Annotated in this window: 24 protein-coding genes and 1 pseudogene; 13 read left to right on the top strand and 12 right to left on the bottom strand. The window is 65.3% G+C overall.

What is annotated here, in order from left to right:
- Positions 1-5: 5 nt before the first annotated feature.
- Positions 6-974 carry an L-histidine N(alpha)-methyltransferase gene (gene egtD / locus ACVI1L_RS39940; protein WP_057018404.1) on the bottom strand — a complete coding sequence of 323 codons (969 nt, stop codon included), beginning with the start codon at positions 972-974 and terminating at the stop codon, positions 6-8.
- 53 nt (positions 975-1,027) lie between these two features.
- Positions 1,028-2,281 carry an ergothioneine biosynthesis protein EgtB gene (gene egtB, locus ACVI1L_RS39935; RefSeq protein ID WP_057018405.1) on the bottom strand — a complete coding sequence of 418 codons (1,254 nt, stop codon included), beginning with the start codon at positions 2,279-2,281 and terminating at the stop codon, positions 1,028-1,030.
- A 292-nt stretch (positions 2,282-2,573) separates the two neighbouring features.
- Between egtB and grxD the strand changes: the two genes are divergently transcribed.
- From grxD to ACVI1L_RS39915, 4 genes are all read left to right on the top strand, one after another.
- Positions 2,574-2,906, top strand: a complete 333-nt coding sequence (gene grxD / locus ACVI1L_RS39930) for a Grx4 family monothiol glutaredoxin (protein WP_168858985.1) — start codon at positions 2,574-2,576, stop codon at positions 2,904-2,906.
- Positions 2,903-3,454, top strand: a complete 552-nt coding sequence (locus tag ACVI1L_RS39925) for an O-acetyl-ADP-ribose deacetylase (RefSeq protein WP_057018462.1) — start codon at positions 2,903-2,905, stop codon at positions 3,452-3,454. The genes grxD and ACVI1L_RS39925 overlap by 4 nt, the downstream gene beginning before the upstream one ends.
- A 49-nt stretch (positions 3,455-3,503) precedes the next feature.
- Positions 3,504-4,787 carry a serine hydrolase domain-containing protein gene (locus ACVI1L_RS39920; protein WP_456785319.1) on the top strand — a complete coding sequence of 428 codons (1,284 nt, stop codon included), beginning with the start codon at positions 3,504-3,506 and terminating at the stop codon, positions 4,785-4,787.
- A 103-nt stretch (positions 4,788-4,890) separates the two neighbouring features.
- Positions 4,891-6,153 (top strand): serine hydrolase domain-containing protein, encoded by a 1,263-nt coding sequence (locus ACVI1L_RS39915; RefSeq protein WP_456785318.1) that lies wholly within the window; start codon positions 4,891-4,893, stop codon positions 6,151-6,153.
- Between the two features lie 136 nt (positions 6,154-6,289).
- Here ACVI1L_RS39915 and ACVI1L_RS39910 read toward each other — a convergent pair whose 3' ends face one another.
- From ACVI1L_RS39910 to murI, 6 genes and pseudogenes are all read right to left on the bottom strand, one after another.
- Positions 6,290-7,357: a threonine aldolase family protein gene (locus tag ACVI1L_RS39910; RefSeq protein ID WP_456785317.1), complete on the bottom strand. Its 1,068-nt coding sequence runs from the start codon at positions 7,355-7,357 to the stop codon at positions 6,290-6,292.
- Between the two features lie 92 nt (positions 7,358-7,449).
- Positions 7,450-8,067, bottom strand: coding sequence for a 30S ribosomal protein S4 (rpsD, locus tag ACVI1L_RS39905; protein ID WP_057018409.1), 618 nt, complete (start codon positions 8,065-8,067; stop codon positions 7,450-7,452).
- Positions 8,068-8,335: 268 nt separating this feature from the next.
- A pseudogene (locus tag ACVI1L_RS39900) lies at positions 8,336-9,122 on the bottom strand (acyltransferase).
- Between the two features lie 119 nt (positions 9,123-9,241).
- Complete coding sequence (locus ACVI1L_RS39895) at positions 9,242-9,631, bottom strand: cupin domain-containing protein (RefSeq protein ID WP_028336773.1); 390 nt, start codon at positions 9,629-9,631, stop codon at positions 9,242-9,244.
- Between the two features lie 291 nt (positions 9,632-9,922).
- Complete coding sequence (locus tag ACVI1L_RS39890) at positions 9,923-10,699, bottom strand: HpcH/HpaI aldolase family protein (protein WP_057018410.1); 777 nt, start codon at positions 10,697-10,699, stop codon at positions 9,923-9,925.
- A 60-nt stretch (positions 10,700-10,759) separates the two neighbouring features.
- On the bottom strand, positions 10,760-11,557 hold the full coding sequence (murI, locus tag ACVI1L_RS39885) for a glutamate racemase (protein ID WP_057018411.1): 798 nt from the start codon (positions 11,555-11,557) through the stop codon (positions 10,760-10,762).
- A gap of 184 nt (positions 11,558-11,741) precedes the next feature.
- Here murI and ACVI1L_RS39880 point away from each other — a divergent pair, with 184 nt between their 5' ends.
- A complete protein-coding gene (locus ACVI1L_RS39880) occupies positions 11,742-12,314 on the top strand; it encodes a cytochrome b (protein WP_456785316.1) in 573 nt (190 codons plus the stop codon).
- The gene (locus ACVI1L_RS39875; RefSeq protein ID WP_456785315.1) at positions 12,311-13,351 is read left to right on the top strand and encodes an agmatine deiminase family protein; all 1,041 of its coding nucleotides are present in this window, start codon (positions 12,311-12,313) and stop codon (positions 13,349-13,351) included. The genes ACVI1L_RS39880 and ACVI1L_RS39875 overlap by 4 nt, the downstream gene beginning before the upstream one ends.
- 55 nt (positions 13,352-13,406) lie before the next feature.
- Here the strand turns inward: ACVI1L_RS39875 and ACVI1L_RS39870 are convergent, their stop codons facing one another.
- From ACVI1L_RS39870 to ACVI1L_RS39860, 3 genes are all read right to left on the bottom strand, one after another.
- Positions 13,407-14,579: a M20 aminoacylase family protein gene (locus tag ACVI1L_RS39870; protein WP_076828489.1), complete on the bottom strand. Its 1,173-nt coding sequence runs from the start codon at positions 14,577-14,579 to the stop codon at positions 13,407-13,409.
- A gap of 168 nt (positions 14,580-14,747) precedes the next feature.
- Positions 14,748-15,416: a response regulator gene (locus ACVI1L_RS39865; RefSeq protein WP_456785314.1), complete on the bottom strand. Its 669-nt coding sequence runs from the start codon at positions 15,414-15,416 to the stop codon at positions 14,748-14,750.
- A gap of 1 nt (position 15,417) precedes the next feature.
- Entirely contained in the window at positions 15,418-16,788 is a 1,371-nt protein-coding gene (locus ACVI1L_RS39860) for a histidine kinase (protein ID WP_456785313.1), read from the bottom strand.
- Between the two features lie 244 nt (positions 16,789-17,032).
- Here ACVI1L_RS39860 and ACVI1L_RS39855 point away from each other — a divergent pair, with 244 nt between their 5' ends.
- From ACVI1L_RS39855 to ACVI1L_RS39825, 7 genes are all read left to right on the top strand, one after another.
- Entirely contained in the window at positions 17,033-17,815 is a 783-nt protein-coding gene (locus ACVI1L_RS39855) for a MotA/TolQ/ExbB proton channel family protein (protein ID WP_057018416.1), read from the top strand.
- Entirely contained in the window at positions 17,812-18,486 is a 675-nt protein-coding gene (locus ACVI1L_RS39850; RefSeq protein WP_026192978.1) for a hypothetical protein, read from the top strand. Before ACVI1L_RS39855 ends, ACVI1L_RS39850 begins: the two co-directional genes overlap by 4 nt.
- Entirely contained in the window at positions 18,479-19,087 is a 609-nt protein-coding gene (locus tag ACVI1L_RS39845) for a hypothetical protein (RefSeq protein ID WP_016843143.1), read from the top strand. Before ACVI1L_RS39850 ends, ACVI1L_RS39845 begins: the two co-directional genes overlap by 8 nt.
- 622 nt (positions 19,088-19,709) lie before the next feature.
- The gene (locus ACVI1L_RS39840) at positions 19,710-19,844 is read left to right on the top strand and encodes a hypothetical protein (protein ID WP_016843141.1); all 135 of its coding nucleotides are present in this window, start codon (positions 19,710-19,712) and stop codon (positions 19,842-19,844) included.
- Positions 19,841-20,434 carry a TetR family transcriptional regulator gene (locus ACVI1L_RS39835; protein ID WP_076828498.1) on the top strand — a complete coding sequence of 198 codons (594 nt, stop codon included), beginning with the start codon at positions 19,841-19,843 and terminating at the stop codon, positions 20,432-20,434. The genes ACVI1L_RS39840 and ACVI1L_RS39835 overlap by 4 nt, the downstream gene beginning before the upstream one ends.
- Before the next feature lie 107 nt (positions 20,435-20,541).
- Positions 20,542-21,282, top strand: coding sequence for a metallophosphoesterase family protein (locus ACVI1L_RS39830; RefSeq protein ID WP_438072549.1), 741 nt, complete (start codon positions 20,542-20,544; stop codon positions 21,280-21,282).
- A 5-nt stretch (positions 21,283-21,287) separates the two neighbouring features.
- Complete coding sequence (locus ACVI1L_RS39825; protein ID WP_456785312.1) at positions 21,288-22,766, top strand: serine/threonine protein kinase; 1,479 nt, start codon at positions 21,288-21,290, stop codon at positions 22,764-22,766.
- A gap of 13 nt (positions 22,767-22,779) precedes the next feature.
- Here ACVI1L_RS39825 and rpe read toward each other — a convergent pair whose 3' ends face one another.
- Positions 22,780-23,481, bottom strand: a complete 702-nt coding sequence (gene rpe / locus ACVI1L_RS39820) for a ribulose-phosphate 3-epimerase (protein WP_456785311.1) — start codon at positions 23,479-23,481, stop codon at positions 22,780-22,782.
- Positions 23,482-23,563 lie beyond the last annotated feature (82 nt).

Genomic DNA, 23,563 nt, shown 5'->3' with positions numbered 1-23,563 from the left:
GGGCGCTAGTCCGCGACCAGTGCGTGCACCGAGAACATCGTGTTGGCGTCGGTCCAGCTTTCGCGCACCGTCCAGCCCGCGCTGCGGGCGAGCGCGGTGAAGCGCTCGAGCGAGTATTTGTAGCTGTTCTCGGTGTGGATGCTCTCGCCCGGACGGAACGCAAAGGTGTTGCCGAGGATGCGCACGGTCTGCGCCTTGCGACTGATCAGGTGCATCTCGATGCGATGGCGGTCGCGGTTGTAGATCGAGCGGTGCGTGAAGCCCGACAGATCGAAATTGCCGCCGAGCTCGCGGTTGATGCGAACCAGCACATTGAGGTTGAACCGCGCGGTGACGCCGGCCGCGTCGTTATAGGCGTCGTACAGCACGCGCTCGTCCTTCTCGAGGTCGACGCCGATGATCATCTGCGCGCCGTGGCCGAGGATTTTTCGCGCGCTGCGCAGGAAGGCCAAGGCCTCGCTCGGCTCGAAATTGCCGAGCGTCGAGCCGGGGAAGAAGCCGACCTTCGGCATCGTGGCGACGGCCTCGGGCAGCGTGAACGGCGTGGTGAAATCGGCAGCGACCGGGTAGATGCCGAGGCGAGGGAAATCCTTCCGCAGCCCGTCGGCCTGGGCTTTGAGGAAATCGCCTGAGATATCGACCGGCACATAGGCTGCGAATTCGCAATGCTCGAGCAGCAGGCGCACCTTGGTGGTAGCGCCGGCGCCGAACTCGACCAGCGCCGCGCCGTCAGGGATGATCGCGGCGATCTCGTCGCCGCGGTCGCGCAGGATGCCAAGCTCGGTGCGCGTCGGATAATATTCCGGCAGCACCGTGATCTGCTCGAACAGCTCGGAGCCGGTGGCGTCGTAGAAATATTTCGGCGACAGCCGTTTCGGGTGACGGGCGAGATCGCCAATCACGTCGCCGGCAAATACCGATGTCGCTTCGTCGAACGGATACGCTTTGGCCAAAGCGGCGGCATGCACATTCATGATACTCTCCCGAACGCGCTTACCGACGCGTTATTGATGTCGACAGGACTCAATCAGGCATAGTCTGCGAGGCGTAACCCCGTGAATTGCCAGCGATGGTGTGGATAGAAGAAGTTGCGATAGGTGACGCGGCTGTGACCTGAAGGCGTCGCCAGCGACGAGCCGCGCAGCACGAGCTGGTTGACCATGAACTTGCCGTTGTACTCACCGAGCGCGCCTTCGATCGCGCGGTAGCCCGGATAGGGCGAATAGGAGCTACGGGTCCATTGCCAGACGATGCCGTAGGCGTCGTTGAGCAGGCCGGCGCGCGCGGCGACCTCCCATTCCATCTCGGTCGGCAGGTGCCTGCCGGCCCATCGGGCGAAGGCGTCGGCCTCGTAATAGCTGACGTGGCAAACCGGCGCTGACGGATCGATCGGCTGCAGGCCGCCGAGCGTCATGAGCTTCCATTCGCCGTCGATCTCGCGCCAATGGCCGGGTGCCTGCCAGCCCTCGTTGCTCACGGTGCCGAAGCCATCCATCAGCCACAGCGTGGCGGTGGAATAGCCGCCGTCCTTCATGAAGGCGAGCCAGTCGGCATTGGTGACGAGGTTCTTCGCGAGCTTGACCGGGCCGACCAAGGCGCGATGCGCGGGCTTCTCATTGTCGAAATGGAAGCTGTCGTCGCCATGGCCGACGGTGTGGATGCCTTCGTTGAGCGTCACCCATTCCTCAGGCCCGTGCTGCGACGCCGGGAAGCGCCACGTCGGATCGTAGGCCGGCGGGATCGGGTTCTGCGCGAAGGCATGCAGGATGTCGGTGTACATCAGCTCCTGATGCTGCTGCTCGTGATTGAGCCCGACCTCGACCAGCGGCACCAGCGCCTCGAGCGTGTCGGCGCCGGCAGTCTGGAAGAATTTCACCACCTCGGCGTCGACATGGCGGCGGTAGGCGGTGACTTCGTCGGCGGTCGGGCGGGTCAAATGGCCGCGCTGGTGGCGGGCGTGCCGCGGACCGGCGCTGACGTAATAAGAATTGAACAGATAAGCGTAGTCGGGATGGAATGGCGTGTAGCCCTTGACGTGCTCGCCGAGCAGGAACTGCTCGAAGAACCAAGTGGTATGGGCGCGGTGCCATTTGGCTGGGCTCGCGTCCGGCATCGACTGGATCAGCTGGTCTTCAGGCGACAGCGGTGCGGCCCGCCGTTCGGTCTCGTCGCGGACGGCGCGATAGGCGTCCACCAAGCGCTGGGCGAGCGGGCCGGATTCGGAGGATAGTGACGGGGGGACGGCGGGAAGGGCGGCCGCGGCAGAGGCTGGTTTCGTCACAGGGGTCTCCGATTCAATGGAGAGAACGTTGCTTCGGCAAACTGGTTCCCAACGGACAGTTCGTCCTAGATAGGGGCTCCGTTACGGGAAAAAAGCCTCCCCCCGCGATGATATTGGGGCCGTCAGATAATCGCGGCCCATTTTGGGCGCCCGCAGCGCCCGGTGCATGCCAGATTTCCGCCATTTTGCTTTGGATGCACAATGGTTTGAGCTACATATATAGTCAGTCACGGGTTAGAAGGGTGGGCCGGCCCGTCAAGGCCTGAGAGCGCCGCCCCCGAAGGAAGCGAAAATGAGCATCGAGCAATTCATCGACAACGAAGTGAAGTCGAACGACGTCGTGCTGTTCATGAAGGGCACGCCGCAATTCCCGCAGTGCGGGTTTTCCGGTCAGGTCGTGCAGATCCTCGACCACGTCGGCGTCGGCTACAAAGGCCTCAACGTTCTCGAATCCGCCGAGCTGCGCAACGGCATCAAGGTCTATTCGAACTGGCCGACGATTCCGCAGCTCTATGTGAAGGGCGAGTTCGTCGGCGGTTGCGACATCATCCGCGAGATGTTCCAGGCCGGCGAATTGCAGCAGCTGTTTGCCGACAAGGGCATCCCGGTCGACGTGGCTGCCTGACCTTGACGGCGCGCCAGATCGGCAAGGCGCGGCTCGAAGTCATCGTTACCGACATCACGACCCTGCGCGTTGACGCCATCGTCAACGCGGCCAATTCATCGCTGCTCGGCGGTGGCGGCGTTGACGGTGCGATCCATCGTGCCGCGGGCCCCGAGCTGCTCGCTGAGTGCCGCACCCTGCACGGCTGCAAGACCGGCGATGCCAAGATCACCAAAGGCTATCGGCTCCCGGCCAAGCACGTGATCCACGCCGTCGGCCCGATCTGGCACGGCGGCATTCAAAACGAGGATGCGCTGCTCGCATCCTGCTATCGTCGCGGCATCGAGCTGTGCCACGCCAATCAGCTGGGCTCCATCGCATTTCCCGCCATCTCGACCGGCGTCTATCACTTCCCGCCGGATCGCGCCGCCGACATCGCGGTCAAGGCCGTCGTCGATGCCCTGGCCGCCGCACCCGGCCTCGCGCAGGTGATCTTTTGCTGCTTTTCTGCCCAAAGCGGCGAGCTTCATCAGAAGGTCCTGGGGGCCTTTGGCAGCCCTTGTGCCTGATGATACCGCCGCTACACTTCCCCGTGATTTCCGGGGAGGGATAATCCAAATGCATTCATTTCGTTTGACGTGCGCGGCCGCGGCCGCCGCGGTGGTGCTGGCGGCGCCGGCGTACCCGCACACCGAGGGCACCTACGAGATTCCGGCGGGTGCGCATTTCAACCGCGACAAGCTCGCCAAGATCAGCGAGTTCTTTAAGAACGAGGTCGCGACCGGGAAGATTCCCGGCGCCATCGTCTTGATCCAGCAGCACGGCAAGCCGGTCTATCACGAGGCCTTCGGCGTGCAGGATGTGGTCAGCAAGGTGCCGATCACGGACAAGACCATCTTCCGGCTGGCTTCGATGTCCAAGTCGATCACCGCCGTGGTGTCGATGCAGTTGCTGCAGGAAGGGAAATACAAGCTCGACGATCCGGTCTCGAAGTACATCCCGTCCTTTGCCAACGTGAAGGTCGGCGTCGAGAAGAAGGCCGAGGACGGCACCAAGACGCTGGAGCTGGTGCCGCCAAAGCGGCCGCTCACGATCCTCGATCTGATGACGCATACGTCGGGTATCACTTACGGCTTCTATGGCGACAGCCTGGTCCGCAAAGCCTACAAGGAAGCCAATATCTACGGCGGAGATTTTGATCTCGCCGAATTCGCCGAGCGGATCGCCAAGCTGCCGTTGCACAACCAGCCCGGCGCGCTCTGGCAATACGGCCATTCCACCGACATTCTGGCGCGCGTGATGGAGGTGGCCACCGCCGAGAAGCTCTCGGCGATCGAGCACGAAAGGCTACTCGATCCGCTCGGCATGAAGGACACCGGCTTCTTCGTCACCGATCCCGAGAAGCAGAAGCTGATGGCCGAGCCGATGCCGAACGACAGCGACTTCCGGGTCGGCCGGGTCAACGATCCGACCAAGGTCAAGAAATGGGAGTCCGCCAGCGGCGGCATGGTCTCGACCATGGCGGATTATTCGCGCTTCGCGCAGATGCTGCTCAATGGCGGCACCCTCGACGGCAAGACCATCCTGAAGCCCGAGACGTTCAAGGAGCTGACGACCGACCGCGTCGGACCGGGCTCCGGCGTCGAGCGCGACTTTTTCTACTTCCCCGGCGACGGCTTCGGCTTCGGGCTTGGGATCGCGGTGCGCACCGATCCCGGCACTGCGAAGCCACCACCGCCCGGCGATCTCGGCGAGCTGAAATGGGACGGCGCCAGCGGCTGCTATTATGTCATCGACCGCAAGCAGGACTTCTTCTTCGTTCTGCTGGAGCAGACGCCGACCGAGCGTCAGCGCATCCAGCGGACGCTGAAGCAGCTCGTCTATGAAGCCATGGAAAACTAGAGCGTTTTCGAGCGAAGTGGATACCGGTTCGCGTGAAGCAGCGCGTTGAAAAGAAGGGAATGACGGCATGATCCGATTCAGGCGGATCGGCTCATGCGCTTGCATGCGTGGGGGCCGCGCGTTCGTCGCGGCACTAGCGTTCGCGTTGGTCGCAACGATTGCGAAGGCCGGCTCCGCGGGGCCGGCCGCGCACAGCTTCTCGGCGGAGGGCCTCGCCAGGGTCTCCGACTATGTCAGGAACGAGGTCGCGACCGGAAAGATCCCGGGCGCGATCCTGCTGCTGCAGCAGCATGGCAAGCCGGTCTACTACGAGAAGTTCGGGGTTCGCGACGTCGCCACCGAGCTCTCGATGAGCGCGGATACCATCTTCCGCCTCTATTCGATGTCGAAGCCGATCACCACCGTCATCGCGATGATGCTGGTCGAGGAAGGCAAGCTCGCCCTCGGCGATCCGGTGTCGAAATATATCCCGTCCTTTGCCGACATGAAGGTCGGGGTGGAAAAGCGCGGCGATGAGGGCAAGATGGCGATGACGCTGGAGCCGCTGAGGCGCCCCATCACCATCGAAGACCTGATGCGCCACACCGCCGGCCTGCCTTACGGCTATTACGGCGGTGGTGTCGTGAACAAGACCTACGCCGATGCCGGCCTGTTCAACAACGATCCCGACAATGCCGAATTCGTGGCGCGGCTTTCGGCATTGCCGCTCGCCGAACAACCCGGCACGCAATGGGACTACGGCCATTCCACCGACGTGCTCGGCCGCATCATCGAGGTGATCACGGGGAAATCGCTGTTTCAGGTCGAGAAGGAGCGGCTGCTCGGCCCGCTCGGGATGAACGAGACCGCGTTCTATGTCGCCGACCGGGCGAAATGGCCGCTGATCGCCGAGCCGATGCCGAAGGATCGCACCATCAGTCCGGTCGCCGACGTCCGCAATCCGCGCAAGCCGCTGCGATGGGAATCCGGCGGCGGCGGCATGGTCGGCACCATCGGCGACTATGCGCGCTTCTCGCAGATGCTGCTGAATGGCGGCAGCTATGAGGGCAGGCGCTATCTGAAGCCGGAGACCATTGCGCTGATGGCGAGGGACCATATCGGTCCGGAGACCGGAGTCGTGCGCGACCAGAACTACTATCCCGGTCCGAACTCCGGCTTCGGCCTCGGCTTCGCGGTCCGCACTTCGGTGCCGGCGAACACAGACTGGCCGCTGGGCGAGTATCGCTGGGACGGTGTCGGCGGCACCTTCTTCTTCATCGATCCCGCGGATGACCTGTTCGGGATCTTCATGGTGCAGACGCCGTCGCAGCGCGGCCGAATCCAGCAGGAGCTGAAGACGCTGATCTACCAAGCGATGGGACGGTAGAATTCAGCTTCGTAGCCCGGATGACGCGAAGCGCAATCCGGGGCTCTCCACCCGCGGATCTGCCGTCCCGGATTTTCGCGGAGCTGTCATCGGGCGCGCGTTCGCGCGACCCGTTGGCTCCATCAGAGCTACAAGACTACGCCGCGCGCACGATGTCCCTGACGTGTCCGACGGCTTCCTCGATCATCGCTGCCGTGACATCGAGATGCGTGCAGGCCCTGATCCGGCCGTCCATCATCGCCAGCGTCACGCCGCGCTTGCGCAGCTCGGCGACCATCTTGTCGCCTGATACCCCGGCGCCGTCGGGCTTGAAGAACACAAGGTTGGTCTCCGGCGCCTGCACCGCGATGCCGTTGATCTGCGACAGGCCGCGCGCCAGCGCCCGGGCATTGGCGTGGTCGTCGGCGAGGCGGTCGACATGGTGATCGAGCGCATGGATGCAGGCGGCGGCGCAGACGCCGGACTGCCGCATCGAGCCGCCGAGCCGCTGCTTCCAGCGCCAGACATCGTCGATGAAGGCGCGGGTGCCGGCGATCACGCCGCCGATCGGCGCGCCGAGGCCCTTGGAGAAATCGATCCAGGCGGAATCCCAGCCCGCCGTCATTTCGCGCGGCGTGATGCCGGACGCCACAGTCGCATTGAGCAGCCGCGCGCCGTCCATGTGGGTGACAAGGCCGTGGGCCTTGGCGATACGCACGACCTCGTCGAGCGCCGCCTTCTTCCAGATCGTGCCGCCACCGATATTGGCGGTCTGCTCGACGCTGACGAGCACCTGCGGCGGCTGGTAGCGGGTGCGCGGATGCAGCGCGGCCTGGAAGGTCTCAGGCGTGAACTGGCCGTCATCACCCGGCAGCTGCGTGATCTGGAAACCGCCGAGCGCGGCATGGGCGCCGCCCTCGCGCGCGATGATATGCGCGGTCGCATGCGCCAAAATCTCGTCGCCGGGGCGGCAATAGGCCAGCGTCGCCGCGACGTTGCACATCGTGCCCGACGGCATGAACACGGCGGCCTCCTTGCCGAGCAGATCGGCGACGCGGGCGCAGAGCTCATTGGTGGTCGGATCGTCGCCGACCTGCTCGTCGCCGACCTCCGCCTTCGCCATCGCCTCGCGCATCGCCGGCGTCGGCCTGGTCTGCGTATCGGACAGAAGGTTGATGCGGACGGGCGGGGCCTTGGGATCGGGCCGGGCAGGGGTGTAGTGCATGATGTCTCTCTCGGTCGATATGCCCTGACTTTAGCCAAACAAAAAGGCCCCGGCAAAACCGGGGCCTTTCGGATCTCGCAACGCTGAAGTGGTCAGCGCGAATAGAATTCGACGATCAGATGCGGCTCCATCTGCACCGGGAACGGCACGTCCGAGAGGCCGGGGGTGCGCGCGAACGTCGCGGTCATCTTGGAGTGATCGACCTCGATGAAGTCGGGGACGTCACGCTCAGGGAGCTGGGCCGCTTCCAGCACCGGGGTCAGCTGCTTGGAGGATTCCTTGACCTCGATGAGGTCGCCGACCTTCAGCTTGTAGCTGCCGATGTTGACCTTGCGGCCGTTCACCTTGATGTGGCCGTGGTTGATGAACTGGCGCGCGGCGAACATCGTGGAGACGAACTTGGCGCGGTAGACCACGGTGTCGAGACGGCGCTCCAGGAGCCCGATCAGGTTCTCGCCGGTGTCGCCCTTCAGGCGGCTGGCTTCGACATAGATGCCGTGGAACTGGCGCTCGGAAATGTTGGCGTAGTAGCCCTTGAGCTTCTGCTTGGCGCGCAGCTGCACGCCGAAGTCGGAGAGCTTGCCCTTGCGGCGCTGGCCGTGCTGGCCGGGGCCGTATTCGCGGCGGTTCACGGGGCTCTTCGGGCGGCCCCAGATATTCTGGCCCATGCGGCGATCGATCTTGTACTTCGCCTCACTGCGCTTTGTCATCGCGTCCTCTTTGTACAGCCGTCGCACCCAGCGCCCGGCGTTTTGTCAGTCTAGGGTTTGAGGAGACGCGCCCTCCTGTGTACCGGCCAAAAGGCCTGTACCGACAGGTCCGCCTCGAAAGCTCGGGGAGGACCACGGGTCGCGAAACGCATCGCGGGCCGAAACCGGCCCGCGAGCAAGGTGGTCTTAAGGAGAAAGTCCGGTTCTGTCAAACAAAACGCAGGGCATTTTGGGCCGAATCGGCGTCAAAATTGGCCGATTTTGCCCCTCAGAGGCGGCTTCCGGCCGCCCGGACCAGCCGGGCATCGGCTTGCGGCCGGCCCGCGCCCAGTTCCGCGGCGATTTCGCCGCCCAGCACCTTGCTCGAGGCGGATCAAGGTCTGCGCGATCAGGGCGGCGTCGCAGACCAGATGGTCCCAGCGCAGCACCACGTCGACAGTGTGGTCCGGCCTGATCACGCCATAGCTCAACAGGAATGGCCCTGGGCTCAGCGCGTGCAATTCGCCGGGGCCATAGGCCGCGACCGAGGTCACGCCAAAGCTGCCGCAGAAATTGGCGCGCTGCCGGCCAAAATTCATCCCGATCGCCCACGCCAGGCGGCGCAGCGGAAGCGGCAGGCGGGTCACGCAGAGCATTTTGCGGAACGAGGGGATTTCGTGCAGCGGCGCGGTCTTGGCGCGGCGGATCCGCGCGTCGACCTCGGCGAGCGGCATCTCGTCGGCGGCACAGACGCGCTCGAACAGCACGCAGTCCTCGCCCTTCTCAACGCGCGCAATCGCCACCATGCCGACGCTGCGCGGCAGCTCGTAGAGGCAAGGCCACGGCCATTTGACGTGCAGCGTGCGCAACGTCGGCTCGATCCTGGCGACCAGCGCGAATGCCTTGACGAAGATGGCGGCCCAGCCCGGTGCCTGCGCCGCACGTGCACGGGCCTCGACGATTGCCCGGACGTTCAGGGTGCGCTTCAGGGAGACCAGCGGCACGCCGGCCGATGCATGCATCAGATCGGCGACGAGACGGCGCGGCAATGAAATCTGACGAAATTTACCGCGCATCCGTTCGGTTCAGTTCCTTAGCAAACAGGCAAAAAATCAAAGGCCCGGCGAGCTCAAATGGTTGCTCGCCGCACCTGAAGCTCAGATGAACCAACTGGTCGGAGACCAAGGGGTTCTGCTCACGGCGCGGGTTTTGCCAACGGCTCGCCGGCCTTGACTACGTAGACGCCGAGCACCTTGAGCGGCTTGTCGCCGGACGTCTTGGCGTCGTGCACCGCGCCTTCCGGGATCTGGTAGGAATCGCCCGCCTTCAGCTTCAGCGGCGGCTTGCCGTCGATCAGAAGCTCGAGCTCGCCTTCGAGCACATAGCCGGTTTCAGCGCCGGGATGGGTGTGACGCCCCGACGCACCCCCGGCCGGAACCTCGGCGATCGCGGTGACCGTGTTGTAGCCCGGCGGAAAATCGACCTTCTGCAGCGGTGTCCGCTTGATGCCGCTCTGCTGCGCCAAAGCAGCGCCGGCACCGGCAAGGGCAATCACAGTGAGACCAAGCAGTAATTTCCTGAACATGGATTTTCCTCCCAACCCGCAAAACTCTAGCAGCGCGGAATCGCGGCGGAAAGCGGGCGATGTGTGATGTGCACTTGCGACGTTGGGATTAGTCCGTTCATCCAACAGCGCGGGTTTGCGCCGCTTATTCATGAGCTACTCAGGCGAACGAGCTGTCTCGGCGACATGCATCGTTCGCGCCGTCGCAGGCGCGATGCAGGAAGTTGCGCCCGCGGTTCCTTCACGACGTGACTGGAACCTGCTCGCCGGCGGCTGTGAACAAGCGGAGCGCCGCGCGGCCGCGTTTGACGCCTACCGCTTGATCCCCGCGAACGCGGCCGCGATGCCGCGCTGGAACAGCGACCAGTCGAAGCCGAGTGCGAGCGCGAGGTAGCCGCGGTCGATCATCGCATTGGCCTGTTCGGCGGTGCGCGCGACGCCGCCGATCGGCACGCCGCTCTTCATGATGCCTTGCTCGGCGCGCTGCATCAGCGCGACCACTTCAGGATCGTCGGGCAGACCGCGCTTGTTGATCGAAGTGGCGAGATCGCCGGGGCCAATCACTGCGAGGTCGATGCCCGGTGTCGCCATGATCTCGTCGATGCGGTTGACGGCATCGACGTGCTCGATCGTGATCATGCAGATCATGTCGTCGTCAGCGGTCGCCATGTAGTCGTTCATCGAGACGCCCCAGCGGAACGGCGCATGGAACGGTCCCCAGAGCCGGTCGCCTTGCGGCGGATAGCGCACGCTGCGCACCGCCTTCACCGCATCGCTTGCGTTGCAGATCATCGGAAAATTGATGCCGAGCGCGCCGATGTCCATCGGTGCCTTGGCGAGATGCGGCTCGTTGGCGGCGATCCGCACCATCGGCACGCAGGGCGTGCCCGAGGTCGCCACGATCATCGCATGGGCGGTGCCGAGATCGATCGGCCCGTGCTCGAGATCGACGATGATCCAGTCCAGCGACTGCGCCATGATCTGCACGGTCTGGATGCTCGGAATGGTCGCGATCGCGCCGAAGGTTGGGCGCTTGTCGCGCCACGCCTCGCGCAGGCGATTGAGCGGTGTCAGCGGGGCTGCGGTCAAATTTTGGTCCTCCCTCGAAGGAGAGCAGAGGCTAGCAGCGCGTTGTGACGGCGAAAAGGATCAGGCCGGGACGCGGCCGCCGAAGAATGGCGTCAAGGCTTCCGTCAGCGCGTGCGGGCGCTTCGAGGTGAAGATCATCTCGGCGCCGGCCTGGTCGCTCTCGTGGCCGGCAGGGCCGAGCAGGTCGGCGACGCGGCGTGCGATCGCCGGCGCCGGATCGATCCAGTCGACCGGCCAGGGCGCGAGCCTCCTGAGGCGTTCCAGCAGCAGCGGATAATGCGTGCAGGCGAGCACGACGGTGTCGGTGCGGGTGGGGTCGTGGGCGCCATCGCCGACGAAGCAGGGCGCGAGCTCGGCCGCGATATCCTCGTCACGCACGCTCGCGCCGCTGAGGGCGGCCTCCGCCAACGAGGCGAGCTCGCCGGAGCCGACCAGCGTCACCTCGCAGCCCTGCGCAAAGTCCGAGATCAGCTTGCGGGTATATTCGCGCTTCACGGTGCCCCTTGTGCCGAGCACCGACACGCGCTTCGTTTTCGACGAGGCGCAGGCCGGCTTGATCGCCGGCACGGTGCCGACGAAGGGCAAAGGATAGGCGTCGCGCAGATGCGACATGACCAGGGTGGATGCCGTATTGCAGGCGATCACGACGAGGTCGGGCGCGTGGGCCGCGATCAGCTCACCGACCAGCGGCACCACACGGGCGATGATCTCGTCCTCGCCGTGGTGGCCATAGGGGAAAAAGGCGTCGTCGGCGACATAGACGTAATGCGCGTCGGGCCGGGCGCGGACGATCTCGCGGAGCACGGTGAGGCCGCCGAGGCCGGAATCGAACACAAGGATGGTCGGGGGAGTGGACACGCGAAAACTCTATCCGAAGCAGGGTTACCATTCAGTTGTTTTTGGCTATCCGGCCGCTACGGCCGACAAAAGGCGGTAAAGCCGGGAATTTCAGATGGCCTTGACCGATAGCTGCAAGTATCACGGCAAACTATTGCTGCGACGTGTGAAATCCAAAAATGCGGCCGCAAGGGGGCCACGCGACATGATCCGCAATACCGCCGCGAGCTGGGGCTCGCTCGCCCGCGCGTTCCACTGGGTGCTCGGCGTCGCCATCATCGGCATGCTGGCCTATGGCTGGTGGATGAACCACGTCCCGGCGCGGGCGGACAAGTTCTTCTACCGCTCGATCCACGCCGATATCGGCTATCTGGTGCTGCTGTTCACCGTGCTGCGGCTGCTCTGGCGCGGCCTTAACCCGACGCCCGCGCTGCCGGCCGAGATGCCCGCCTGGCAGCGGATCGCCGCCCGGGTCAGCCACGGCGCGCTCTATACCGTCACCATCCTGGTGGCGATGCTGGGGTGGGCGCATTCCGGCGCCCGCGCCCAGGATTATTCTGATTTCTTCGGCCTGTTTCGCGTTCCCCAGATCACCTCGCCCGACAAGGCGGCGGCGGATGCCTTTGAGGATCGCCACATCTTCTTCGCCTATGTCTTGCTGGCGCTGATCGTGCTGCACCTCGCCGCGGTCGCCTTCCACCACTTCGTCAAGCGCGACCGTGTCGCCGCGCGGATGGTGGGGACGGGCGCGGCGGACCAAGCCGGTTTGTCCACATGAGAAACTCCGCACCGGACGCTGACCGCCGCTGGCGGATGCCGGACGAGAGCGCTTTGCATGTCGCCACCTGGATGGCGTTCGCGCACGACACTAAGATCTGGCGCAAGCAGCGGCTGCTTCCGGTGGTCAGGGAAAACCTCGCCCTGGTCGCGAAGGAGATCGCGGCTCATGAGCCCGTGAACATGCTGGTGCGCAAGGAAGACTACGATATTGCCGCGCGGCTATGCGGCCCTCGGGTGAACCTCGTTGTTCAACCGCTCGACGACATCTGGATCAGGGACACCGGACCGGTCTTTGTAACGAACCCGTCAGGGCAACTCGGAGCCGTCGGCTTCAACTTCAACGGCTGGGGCGGGAAACAAAGGCATGCGCATGATGCCAAGATCGCGGAACGTGTGGCCGAGCTTGCGCAAGCTGAGTTCATCAAGGCCGGCCCGAAGCTGGAGGGCGGCGGCATCGAAGTCGACGGCGAGGGGACAGCGATCATCACCAAAAGCTGTGTTCTCAACGACAATCGCAATCCTGGTTTGACGAAGGATGAATGCGAGGCTGAACTCTTCCGCCTGCTCGGGCTGCAGAAGATCATCTGGCTACCCGGCTGTCACAACAAAGACGACATTACCGACGGCCATACCGATTTCTACGCGCGCTTCACCAGCCCGGGCGTCGTTGTCGCGGGCCTGGAGATGGATACGTCGTTCGACGATTACGAGGTGACGAGAGAACACCTGGCAATCCTGCGCAAGTCGACAGACGCAAGAGGTCGACACCTGAAGGTCGTGGAGTTGCAGGGACCGTCGACGGTCCGTCCAAAGTACGGAAACGACGACGGCTTCGCCGCCGGCTACATCAATTTCTACGTTTGCAACGGTGCCGTGATCGCGCCGGAATTCGGTGACCCGGCGGCGGACCGCAACGCGCGCGACAAGCTGCGCGACCTGTACCCGGACCGGGAAATCATCCAGCTCGATATCGACGGCATCGCCGCCGGTGGCGGCGGCATCCACTGCGTGACGCAGCAGCAGCCGCGCTTGTGAAAGCTGGCGGCCCGGTCGCGAAGCGGGCGACCGGGCCGTGGCTGCACGAGCGGCGCTAGCCCGCCGGCATCTGCTTCTCGACCAGCCGCACCCAGTAGGAGGCGCCGTGGCCGAGGATGTTGTCGTTGAACTTGTAGGCGGGGTGGTGGCACATCGGACCGTCGCCCATGCCGAGGAAGACGAACGCGCCGGGTCGCGCTTCCAGCATGAAGGCGAAATCCTCGGCGCCCATCACCGGCACCAGATTGTCGTTGACGCGGTCGGCGCCGACCACATCGCGGGCGACCTCGGCGGCGACGCCGGCCTCGCGCGCGTGGTTCAACGTCACCGGATACATCCGGCCATAATCCGTCTCGGCCGAGCCGCCATAGGCCTTGGCGATGCTGGAGGCGACCTCGCCGATCCGGCGCTCGACCAGGTCGCGCACACCGGGATCGAGCGTGCGCACGGTGCCGCCCAGCGTCACGGTCTCCGGGATCACGTTGAACGCGGTGCCGGCCTCGAACATGGTGATCGAGATGACCGCCGATTTCAGCGGGTCGACATTGCGCGATACGATCGACTGCAGCGCATTGATGATCTGGGCGCCGATCAGCACGCTGTCGACCGCCTCGTGCGGGGCGGCGCCGGCGTGGCCGCCCTTGCCGTGGACCACGATCTTCAACGTGTCTGACGAGGCCAGCATCGGGCCCGGCGTCGTCGCGAAGTAACCCTCGGGCAGGCCGGGCATGTTGTGCAGGCCGTAGACCTCCTGGATGCCCCACCGGGTCATCAGCCCGTCGTCGACCATCGCCTTGCCGCCGGCGCCGCCTTCCTCGGCGGGCTGGAAGATCACGACCGCGGTGCCGTCGAAATTGCGCGTCTCGGTGAGATATTTGGCGGCGCCGAGCAGCATTGCGGTGTGGCCGTCATGGCCGCACGCGTGCATCTTGCCGGGAATCTTCGAGGCGTAGGCGACGCCCGAGGCCTCCGCGATCGGCAGCGCGTCCATGTCGGCGCGCAGGCCGATGGTCTTTCCCGAAGTGGACTTGCGGCCGCGGATCACGCCGACCACGCCGGTGCGCCCAATCCCCGTCACCACCTCGTCGCAGCCGAACTCGCGCAGTCTGTCGGCGACGATGCCGGCGGTGCGGTGGACTTCGTAGAGCAGTTCGGGATTCTCATGGAAGTCATGGCGCCAGGCGGCCATTTCATCCGAGAGGGCGGCAACGCGATTGACGATGGGCATGGGGAGCGTCCGTTTCTTGTGAACTTTGGTGGGCGGGTCAGCGTAGCGTAACCCGCCGACTTGTCACGCGGGAATGGCGTCAGTATCCCGGATGAGCGCAAGCGATATCCGGGGATATGCACAACCAGCCCCGGGTGTCGCTGCGCTCACCCGGGCTACGGGAACGGGCTACAAATTCGCCAGCCCGCATTCGACGGCGAGGCGGACCAGCTGGGCGTCGGTCCGCATGCCGGTCTTGGCCTTGATGAGGTAGTGATAGTTCTGCACGGTCTTGGTGCTGAGGTTGAGGTTGGCGGCGATCTGCTCCTTGGTGCTGCCGGCGGCCAGCTGCCGGAGGATTTCGATCTCGCGCTCGCCGAGCTGGTCGAGCGCCGATCGGGTCGGCACCAGGCTCTCCAGCGCCAGCACGCGGGCGACGTCGTCGCTCATCGCATGCTCGCCGCGCGCCACCGAGCGGATCGCCGCGATCAGCTCGGCCGGTTCGCTGCCCTTGGTGACGAAGCCGCTGGCGCCGGAGCCGAATGCCGCTTTCACCTGGGCCGCCTCGCTGTGCATGCTGAAGACGAGGATGCGCGCGTCAGGGTCGCGCGCGCGGATGTTGCGGATCGCCTCCAGCCCGCTGGCACCCGGCATCGAAATATCCATCACCACCACATCGGGCTGGTGCGACTTGAACGCGCGATAGGCATTGGCGGCGTTGTCGGCTTCGGCCACCACGCGGAAATCGTCCTGATGCTCAAGCACGCGCCGGTAGCCCTGGCGGACGACCGGATGATCGTCCACCAGCAGGATCGAGATGCCCCGAATCTTCGCCGTTGTCGTCGTCACGGTTGTCATCTCAGGCGGCGAGCGGGATCGTGGCGGCGACCGACAGGCCGCGGCTGGCGCGCGCGATCGACAGCGAGCCGCCGAGGGCGGTGACGCGCTCGCTGACCCCGGTGAGGCCGAAGCCGGCCGACTGCGCCACCTTGGTCGCATCGCCGCCGCCATCGTCCTCGACGCGCACCAGCAGCGCATTCTCGGCTCCAGTGCGCCGTTCGATCCGCAGCACGATCTCGCGCGCCGAGCTGTGGCGCAGCGCATTGGTCAGGCATTCCTGCGCGACGCGATAGGCGGTGGCGGCGACCGTGCCGCTGATGTCGGCAAGGTCGCCCTGCAGATCGAGCTGGATCATCGGCTGCGCCGTGCGCGACCGCCAGCTGTCGACGAGATCGACCAGGCTTGCCTCCAGCCCGAGCTCTTCGGCCGGCGGATGGCGCAGCCGGTTCAGTGTATCGCGCAGGCACGCCATGATGCGGCGCGTCGCTTGCGAGATCATCCGTGCATCCTGCGCAATTTCGGTGCCGGCGGCGTACTTATCTCCGGCGCTTGCCTCGATCGTGTTGGCGAAGGCGAGGATCGCGGTGAGATTCTGGCCGAACTCATCGTGTAGCTCGCGCGCCAGTGTGCGGCGTTCGTCGTTGCGGATTTCGAGCAGCCGCCTGGTCAGCACCGTGCGTTCCTCCTCGGCAAGCGCGAGGCGGTCGCCGAGATCGCTGACGGCGCGCCCGATCATCGCGAGCTCCATCGAGCGGACGCGCGGCAGCGGCGTACGGTACTCGCCGTCGGCCATCCGCCGCAGCGCCGACACGATCGAGTGGGCGGGCGCCAGCGTGTGCGCGATCGCAAGCGAAGCGAGCAGCGCGATGGCGAGCGCCATCGACAGCGCGACATGGATGTTGTCGAGAATGTGCTGCCAGGCGAGCGCAATCGCGGCGTCCGGATCGGCGATGGCGCGGACGGTTCCCGCGGTCGCGGCGCGGGCGCTGATCGGCCGCTCCACGGTGGCGTGATCGCCGAGTATCATCTGCACGGTGGCCGCGAACCAGCGCGGCGGCGCCTTGCCGATCCCCTTGCTCTGGCCGCAGAGCGGCTTCTCGAAGGCGCCGGCCGGTTCGAACTGCACGCAGATCCCGGGCGCGATCAGGCCCATGGTTTCGATGGTGCGCCAGTCCGGTGCCGGCAGCAATTGCTCGCGCATCCGGTTGCTGCGCAGCAGCAATTCGCGCCAGTACAGCGCTTCGAGCGATTGCGAAACCCGCTCGGCGGACGCCTGCGTGGCGCGATCGACGCTGCGATAGGCATCGATCGTGGCCCAGACGGTGGCTGCGCCGAGGCATAGCGCGACGATCACGAGCAGGCGGGCGACCAGTTGAAGCACGAGGCGCATGCGATCACTCCACGGCCAGAGCATGATCCGGAACGGAAAGCAGCGGCTGGTCATGCTCAAACGAGAGATGCGATGCTAACAGCACCGCTGTTCCCCGCCAATCGCAAGCATGCGAAGCTATGCAGGTCGGGAAATTTGCCCGACGGAATCTGGGCAGATGTCTTTGGACGGCGCAGGCCGGCTCTGCTCTAACGGAAGGTGAGGTCCGCGCGGAGCCTCACGGAACACAGGGAGCTCACGCAGCATGGATGCCAAGGTCGACGTCGCGGCCGCATCGGCCGGCACGGACGCGGCGGAGCGCAGCGCCCTGCTGCTCTGGATGATCTTCACCGGCCTTTCGGTGTTCGCCGCATTCCTGCTGTGGCGCTACGGGTTGATCCGCCTCATGATTAGTTCCGACCGCACCTACATTTCGAGCGTCATCGCCGTCCTCTATATCGTCACCTGCATCCATTGCTTCTGGCGGACGCGGGCGATCGCACGGGAAGGCGAGGTGGCGCGCTCCTGCCGCACCATCCTCGCCGCGCCCGATGGCGCCAAGATCCTTGCATCAGGGGCGCTTGCATCAGATGCGCGCGGCCTGCCCGGCGGGCTCGTCACCGATCACATCAAGAGCCTGGTGCAGAAGGCCGAGGCGCAGGCGAAAGGCCGCATCGACCAGACCCTGCTGCTGCGGACGCTGGCGGACCGGCTGCGCGGGTCCAACGGCTTCGGCGCCTTCGTCTCCGACACGCTGATGAAACTCGGCCTGCTCGGCACCATCATCGGCTTCATCATCATGCTGGCGCCGATCGCTTCGCTGGATGCCGCCGACAAGGTCGCGATGAAATCGTCGATGGGCCTGATGAGCGACGGCATGGCGGTCGCGATGTACACGACGCTGGCCGGGCTGATCGGATCGATCCTGGTCCGGATCCAGTATTACATGCTCGATTCCGCGACCCAGCGGGTGTTTTCCGACGCCGTCGTGCTGACTGAGACGCACGTCACGCCGGCCCTGGAACGTCGCCTCGGTACGCCGTCATGATGGATGAGTTCGGGCTCTATCCGCGTGAGGAGCCGTTCGATCCGCTCGGCGTGATGTTGTTCAAGGCGCTGCAGGTCATCGCTTTCCTGTTCTTCCTGGCGCTGCTTGCGGTGTCGCCGGATTCCAAGGAAGGCAAGATCGAATCCAAGGCGGAGTTCATCATCACGATGGACTGGCCGGACAACCATCCTGACGATCTCGACCTGTTCGTGCAGGATCCGGCCGGCAACATCGCCTGGTACCGGCATCGCGAGGCCGGATTCCTGACGCTCGATCGCGACGACCGCGGCGGCGCCAACGACTTCATCATCGTCAACGGCAAGAAGATCGCCTCTCCGATCCGCGAGGAGATCGTCACGCTGCGCGGCATCGTCGCCGGCGAATACACCGTCAACGTCTCGCACTTCCAGGCGACGACCGGCGAGCCGGTGCAGGCCAATGTGAAGGTGCAGAAGCTCAATCCGACGGCGCAGGTGATCTTCGACGACAAGCTGACCGTCGATCACACCGGCGACGAGAAGACCGCGGTCAGGTTTCGTCTCGATGCCGAGGGCAAGGTGATCAACGTGGACCGGCGGCCGAAATCGCTGCTCGAGACCTTCCGCAGCAGCTGGCGCAACGGCGCCGACATGGATCCGAAAACCGGCGTCAGGGTGCTCCGCCGTGATTAGTCTGCAGTCGGTGATCCTCACGCTTGCGGTCGCATACGCGGTGGTTGGTGCGCTGCTCTTGATCGTGCTGGTCTATGCGCGGCTGCACTGGTCGCTGAAGGCTGTCGTCATCGTCGTGACCAGCGCGTTCTATTTCGTCAGCTTCGGCGGCATGCGCGGTCTGCTCGGCTGGGCGTCCGCGGAAAAATTGCCGGCGAATTTCAAGCTGCTGTCGACGCGAATCGTGGAGCCGCATTCGCTCGAGGGCGACCCGGGCTCGATCTATCTCTGGGTCGAGGAGCTTGACGAGGACAACCGGCCGAGCGCGATCCCGCGCGCTTTCCGCATTCCCTATAGCGAGGCGTTGGCGGAGCAGACCCACACCGCCGAGAACGAGATCAAGGCCGGGCATCCGCAGGGCGGGCGGGCGGCGGATTTCGGCGGTGGCGACGGCACCATCATGGACTTCGTCAGGGAGTACATCACGCCGAAGACGATCGTGGAGACGACAGGCGGCGATTCCACGACGGGGACGTTCGTGGCCCCGCCGGCCGGCGCGCAAGGGTCGGTGTTCACGCCATTGCCGCCGCCCCGGATGCCGCCCAAGGACGAGCAGCAATAGCAGGATGCCTACCCAGAAGGTGGCACAAAAATAGGGATCGGCAATAATCAGTCAGCGGGATGGACAGTAATCATCCGGAATTCCTCAATTCCCTGAAGTGTGTAGTCTTGGGGCTAACCGGGGCTAGATTTCATCCCGAAGCGATTTTCCCGGCAAAGGGGCCGCTGCATGAAGCGGCCCCTTTCGATTCCGGCAGCAATGTACGGTGAGGGGCCGGCGCGGCGAGGCGGGCTCACAGCACCGTCAAGAATGCGATCGCAAGCACCATCAGCCACCCGACAATGACGAGCGAGACCACCGCGCCCGCGGTGATCTTGGCGATCTCCTTCAAGGTCATTGGCCGGTCCATGCAAGTCTCTCCCGGGTAGCCCCGAGCGAGACATAGGCGCGCATTGGCAGATCGCCCCGGCTGCTCACGGAACGTTGTAGCGCCCGTAAGCCGGGGTGGGCCTTTCCCGCGGACCCGGCTGTCATTTCACAAAATATTGTCTGACAGATATTGAAATCTGTCAGCGGGATGGTGTATATACTCAACAGCCCAAGGGAGGAGGGCGCCCAGTGGCTGTTCTGGCGTTTGGCCGGGGAGCCGGACTTAATTTGACTACCTCGAAGGACTACCTCCATGACCATAGAAATCTTTCAATTGACCGCCCAGATTCAACAGTGGCTCAATCTTCGCGTCGCTCGCCACTTGGCCGCCCAGGCCGCCAAGTTCACCCGCGGGCAGGACAGCGATAACCAGACGGTAAACGCATGAACGAGGCGGTGGTTTTGACACCCGAGCGGATCCTTGAGGCAACTGAGGATGTCTTGAGGCGCTTTGGGTTGACCAAGGCCACCGTTGTCGACGTTGCCCGTGCGCTGGATGTCAGCCACGGCAGCGTCTACCGTCACTTCCCCAGCAAAGCCTCGCTGCGCGATGCCGTCGCCAAGCGCTGGCTCGACCGCGCCAACGAGCCGCTGTGCAAGATCGCAGCCGGCGAAGGCCCGGCGCCGGAGCGGCTGGAGCAATGGTTGCGCACCGCCTTCACGATCAAGCAGAAGAAGGTTTGCGACGATCCCGAGATGTTCGCGACCTACCTGGCGCTGGCGCAGGACGCGCGCGAGGTGGTGGAAGCCTACAAGGACAAGCAGGTCGACCTGATCGCGAAAATCCTCTCCGACGGTGTCGCGCAGGGCGTGTTCGAGATCGACAATGTGAAGGCGACCGCCCGTGCCGTGTTCGACGCCACCGTCCGCTACCATCACCCGGCGCATGCCGAGGAATGGGCCAAGCCGGAATGCCCGGGGCGGATCGACGCGCTGCTGGCCCTGCTGCTGAAGGGCCTGCGGGTCTGCAAGCCCTAGCTGAGCTTTCTGCCGACATCCCCTGACCACCTGATGCCTTTGGCCCGATTGCGAGCCCGGGGCCGCGTGTGCTTGATATCGGATAGGGATCAGCGACGCGGATCACGATGCGGCTTGCACTGTTCGCCGATATTCACGCCAACCGGCAGGGCTTCGCCGCCTGCCTCGACGCTGCGCATGCGCGCGGCGCCGAGCGGCTGATCTGCCTCGGCGATATCGTCGGCTACGGCGCCGATCCCGAATGGGCCGTCGACACGGTGATGGACCTCGTCGCCAAGGGCGCGGTCGCGGTGCGCGGCAATCATGACAATGCGATCGGCGTGCCGAGCGACAGCATGAATGCCGAGGCGCAGGCTGCGATCGACTGGACCCGCGGCCGGCTCAGTGGCGAGCAGAAGGCGTTCCTTGCCGAGCTTCCGATGTCGCGGGAGGAGGACAATCGGCTCTACGTGCACTCCGAAGCTTCGGAGCCCGCGAAATGGCGCTATGTCCGCGACACCGCCGACGCCGCGCGCAGCATGATGGCCACCGAGCTGCAGATCACGTTCTGCGGCCACATCCATCGTCCCGGCCTCTATTCGATGTCCTCGACCGCCAAGATGACGAGCTTCGTTCCGACTTCGGGCATCGCTGTTCAGTTGCTGCCGGGGCGGCGCTGGCTTGCCGTGCTCGGCTCGGTCGGCCAGCCGCGCGACGGCGATCCCGCGGCGTCGTTTGCGATGTTCGATACCATAAGCCGCGAGATCACCTTTCATCGCGTGCCCTACGACGTCGCAACCGCGGCGGCGCGGATCAAGGCGAACGGCCTGCCGCATTGGCTCGCCGACCGCCTGCCGCTGGGCCGGTGACGCCGATGGCGGCGCTGGCGATGCAGGCGGGCGCCGAGATCGATGGCTTCACCATCGGCGAACGCGTGCACCGCGGCGGCATGGCGACGTTGTGGAGCGTCACCCATCCCGGCATCACCGTGCCGCTGCTGATGAAGGTGCCGCTCACCTCGGAGGGCGAGGATCCGGCCGCGATCGTCAGCTTCGAGATGGAGCAGATGATCCTGCCGCGGCTGTCGGGGCCGCACGTGCCGGCCTGTTTCGGCACCGGCGACTTCGAACGCCAGGCCTATGTGGTGATGGAGCGCATCCCCGGTCAGACGCTCTACAAGCGGCTCGGCGAGCTGCCGATGCCGTATGAGGAGGTGAGGGTGATCGGCGGCAAGGTCGCCACCGCGCTCGCCAGTCTGCACCGGCAGAACGTCATCCATCACGACATCAAGCCGAGCAGCATCATGTTCCGCGAGCGCGGCGAGGCGGTGCTGATCGATTTCGGCCTCTCGCATCACCGGCATCTGCCCGACCTGTTGCAGGAGGAGTTTCGCCTGCCTTACGGCACCGCGCCCTACATGGCGCCGGAGCGCTTGCTCGGCGTCCGCGACGATCCGCGCAGCGATCTGTTTTCGCTCGGCGTGCTGCTCTATTTCTTCACCACCGGCGTGCGCCCGTTCGGCGAGACCGAAAGCCTGCGCGGCATGCGCCGGCGGCTGTGGCGCGACCCCTATCCGCCGCGCGAGCTGAAGCCCGACTATCCGCCCTGGCTGCAGGAGATCGTGCTGCGCTGCCTGGAAATCGATCCCGCCGCGCGCTATCCGACCGCGGCGCAGCTTGCCTTCGATCTCGGCCATCCCGATCAGGTGAAGCTGACCGCGCGGGCGCAGCGGCTGAGCCGCGACCCGCTCACCACGGTCTGGCGCCGCCGCTTCAATCTCGGCGCGGTGCCGCCGCGGCCGAAGTCTGATGTCGCGGCCCAGCTCGCCTCGAGCCCGATCGTGGCCGTCGCGCTCGATATCGGCGAGGGTGCCGAGGCGCTGAACGACACCATCCGCGTCACCGCCGAGCGGGTGCTGTCGACCTCGCCGTCGGCGCGGCTCGCCTGCGTCAATGTGCTGAAGCTCAATCGCCTGGCGATCGACCGCACCCATGACGAGCAGGGCCAGAACAAGCATGTCGACCGCCTGGTGGCGCTGCGGCACTGGGCGCGGCCGTTCGGGCTCGAGGAAGGGCGGCTGACCGTGCATGTGCTGGAGGCGATCGATCCCGCCGCCGCGATCCTGGAATTCGCCGCGGTCAACCTGGTCGACCACATCATCATCGGCGCGCGGCAGAACTCGCAGCGGCGCGCGCTGCTCGGCAGCGTGTCCGCCAGGGTCGCGGGGGAAGCGCCGTGCACGGTGACCGTGGTGCGGCCGTCGCGGCTGGCGTCGCAAGCGGACGACGGCGAGGGCGATGAGGCGGCGGAGCAAGCGGCGAATGCCGCGGCCACGCCGCCCGCAGTGTTCTAGTTTCCCCGGATCGTCAGATCGCCTCGCCGCGTGCCTCGGCCGCCGCATGGCGGATCGCGGCGATGTTGGTCTTGTAAGCCTCGACCGTGCCGCCCTTGAACACGGCGGATCCCGCGACAAAGGCGTTGGCGCCGGCGGCCGCGAGCTGGCCCGCGACGTCGGGCGCAACGCCGCCGTCGACCTCGACGTCGATCGGGCGGCCCGCGACCATCGCCCTGACGTCGCTGATCTTGCCGATCGCCGAGCGGATGAAGGCCTGGCCGCCGAAGCCGGGATTGACCGACATGACCAGCACGAGGTCGATCAGGTCGAGCACATATTCGATCGCGCTTGCCGGCGTTGCCGGATTGAGCGAGACGCCGGCCTTCTTGCCGAGCGCGCGGATCGCCTGCAGCGAGCGGTGCAAATGCGGGCCGGCCTCGGCATGCACCGTGATATGGTCGCAGCCCGCCTTGGCGAACGCCTCCAGGTAGGGATCGCAGGGCGAGATCATCAGATGGGCGTCGAAGATCTTTTTGGTGTGCGGCCGCATCGCCTTGATGACGTCGGGGCCGTAAGAGATGTTCGGCACAAAGTGTCCGTCCATCACGTCGAGATGGATCCAGTCGGCGCCGGCCTGGTCGACGGCGCGGACCTCCTCGCCGAGCTTTGAGAAATCCGACGCCAGGATCGACGGAGCGATAACGAGGGGACGCGGGGTGAATGACTGAGTCATGTCAGCTGTTCCGGAACACTTCAGGGGGGCGACGGGTGAGTCCGCCTAACATGCGGACGCGTGGCGGGCAATGCGAGCGGAC

The organism is Bradyrhizobium sp. USDA 4516 (assembly GCF_054055915.1).
Note: the sequence above shows the minus strand (reverse complement) of the source record. Positions and strands in the feature narration are given on the sequence as shown.